This is a genomic window from Paraburkholderia sp. BR14320, from assembly GCF_040948665.1.
GTDB lineage: Bacteria > Pseudomonadota > Gammaproteobacteria > Burkholderiales > Burkholderiaceae > Paraburkholderia > Paraburkholderia youngii.
Map to the genome: position 1 here is coordinate 1 of NZ_JBFPKG010000169.1, position 1980 is coordinate 1980.

Annotated in this window: 2 protein-coding genes and 3 pseudogenes; all 5 read right to left on the reverse strand. The window is 58.3% G+C overall.

Annotated elements, in window-relative coordinates:
• Positions 1 to 120: 120 nt before the first annotated feature.
• Positions 121 to 396 (reverse strand): annotated as a pseudogene (locus tag AB3X89_RS39560) (transposase); the annotation flags it as partial.
• A 56-nt stretch (positions 397 to 452) separates the two neighbouring features.
• A pseudogene (locus AB3X89_RS39565) lies at positions 453 to 848 on the reverse strand (hypothetical protein); the annotation flags it as partial.
• Between the two features lie 132 nt (positions 849 to 980).
• A complete protein-coding gene (locus tag AB3X89_RS39570; protein ID WP_368587980.1) occupies positions 981 to 1118 on the reverse strand; it encodes a hypothetical protein in 138 nt (45 codons plus the stop codon).
• A gap of 46 nt (positions 1119 to 1164) precedes the next feature.
• Positions 1165 to 1278, reverse strand: a pseudogene (locus AB3X89_RS39575) (hypothetical protein); the annotation flags it as partial.
• Positions 1253 to 1642, reverse strand: coding sequence for a hypothetical protein (locus AB3X89_RS39580; RefSeq protein WP_368587979.1), 390 nt, complete (start codon positions 1640 to 1642; stop codon positions 1253 to 1255). The gene AB3X89_RS39580 and the pseudogene AB3X89_RS39575, both read right to left, overlap by 26 nt.
• Positions 1643 to 1980: the final 338 nt, after the last annotated feature.

Consider the following 1980-nt stretch of genomic DNA (forward strand, 5'->3'; position numbering starts at 1 on the left):
TTCCAGAACCATTCGCACAGCCCGCTCACGAACTTCAGGCGAGTACCTTGGGCACTTCTTCTTCGTGTTTTCCATAGCTCCATTTTCTCAAGAAGTGGAGCCTCCGGAAATCCCGGGGCGGTTCACCTTGCTGCCTTTCTTGCGTTTGTATCCGTCGTAGCCTGCGCGTGCGCCGCTTTCGCACGTCGATTGCTGCGTACGGCCATCGAGGATGACCGCGCTGGGTTGACCACGGCGGTCCTGGGCGACCCGGATGATCGAACGCAAATCGCTCACCATGGCCTCGAAGCAGCCCGCCTGAATCCAGCGTTGCGTCTGCTGGTAGACCAGTTCCCACGGCGGAAAGTCATTGGGTAACAAACGCCACGGGGCACCGGCACGTACGATCCAGCGCAGTGGTCGCCCGGCTTTCGAAGCATGACGACCTCCGTTTGCCGAGACCGATGGGCTTTTCACGTTTCGCGTAAAGCCTTGCGCGCCGTCCAACGGTTGGCCAGTGCAAACAGTGTCGTGATCTGCGCGGTGCCCTTCATCAACCCTCGATACCGGGCCTTCGTCTATCCAAACTGCTGCTGGCTCCTTCTTCATCTGGTGCGTCTCCGGGCCCCGTGTATCAGAGCCGTTCTTTGTCGAACTGGGTGCCGAAATCAAGATCGCATCGACCGCCGACCCTGCCTTCAGCATCAAGCCTTGCTCGCTCAGGACCTCGTTGACCAGCGTGCGTATCACGCGGCCAAGCCGTGTGTTGCGAGGAGGTGACGGAACCGGAGGATCGCACTCTCGCCAGCCAAACGCATCATACCCTTGTCTAATCCCGAAAACCCCCTGTGCGCACACAAGCAAAGATCGAGACCGCAGACCCTATGGGATTGCTGCCATCATGCCACCGATCGCCCATCACATAGATATAAAATGTTTTTTTCAACTGGTTGCGCGTTTTCGTTTTTGAAAACACGCAACCAGTTGCTGGTAAGAAGCGCTCATGAGAAAGGGGCCGGTTGCGAGTTGTAGCCGAGATCGGCAAGCCGCTTGAGCAGGCGTTGGATGGTTTTGCCAATGTCGAGCCGGCTGAAGTAGTCGGTACCGAGGTCTGCATAGACGACGCCGTCGGAAAGCATGAAAGGCCACCCGATTCGCGGATATCTTGCGCGGCGGCGGGAACTCATTCTCGCGCACCAGCTTTTGAATCGTCGCTTCCGATAGCGATACGAATGTCGCCGCCGCATGCGGGTCGAGATAGACCGGCTTCGCGCTAATGGTTGTCGTCTTCGTTGTCATGTTTCAGACCCTTCCCTTTTGATGTGGGGGCCGCCGGGCTCCGAGAAACAGACCACTGCCGCCCTTCAGATTGACGGGCTATACGGCGCCTCGCCATTGATGACGCGCTTCGCCTGCTCTTTAACTCGCAGACAGACTCAAAGCAGAGGAAGGCGCCGTCTGCGGTCAGCATGCGATCCCATACGCCCTCGCTGTCCTGATAGATGATGACGTACTCATCAACGCGAAAGCCATCGGCGAGCAGATCGGCGATGACGCGCTCGGCGTCATTGGTTACGGAGCGCGCGCCATCGTTGTGATCGATGATGCAGATAAAGGGCGGTTCGACGCTATACGAGTATTGCGCGCGCGAATGTAGGTACATCAGGTTTCCTCCGGGTCAATCGATAGCGCGAGACGCAACTGCCAGCGCTCGCGCGCCTTCATCGCCGCTGCGGGCGGCGAACATTCCTCGTCCTGCATGTACGTCGATATCGCGCTCGCCAGATACTCGTGCCCGGCCAGCCGTTGCCGAAGCGAAACGAAAAGTGAAGGATCCTGTGCAACGTGCTGCGGATGTCACGCAAGCCGAAAGAAGTGAGCCGCCCCGGGTTTTCCGGAGACCGTTTTGCTTGCGTCATGCCACAATGACAGACTCAGCGAGATTTGCATAGTAAGCGGCTTCTGCCTCGGCAGGTGGAATGTTGCCGATGGGGCCGAAGA

Bases quoted from the DNA above. Each gene is read 5' to 3' on its own strand.
- AB3X89_RS39570 (WP_368587980.1), bottom strand. From the start codon at position 1,118: ATGCTTTCCGACGGCGTCGTCTATGCAGACCTCGGTACCGACTACTTC.
- AB3X89_RS39580 (WP_368587979.1), bottom strand. From the start codon at position 1,642: ATGTACCTACATTCGCGCGCGCAATACTCGTATAGCGTCGAACCGCCC.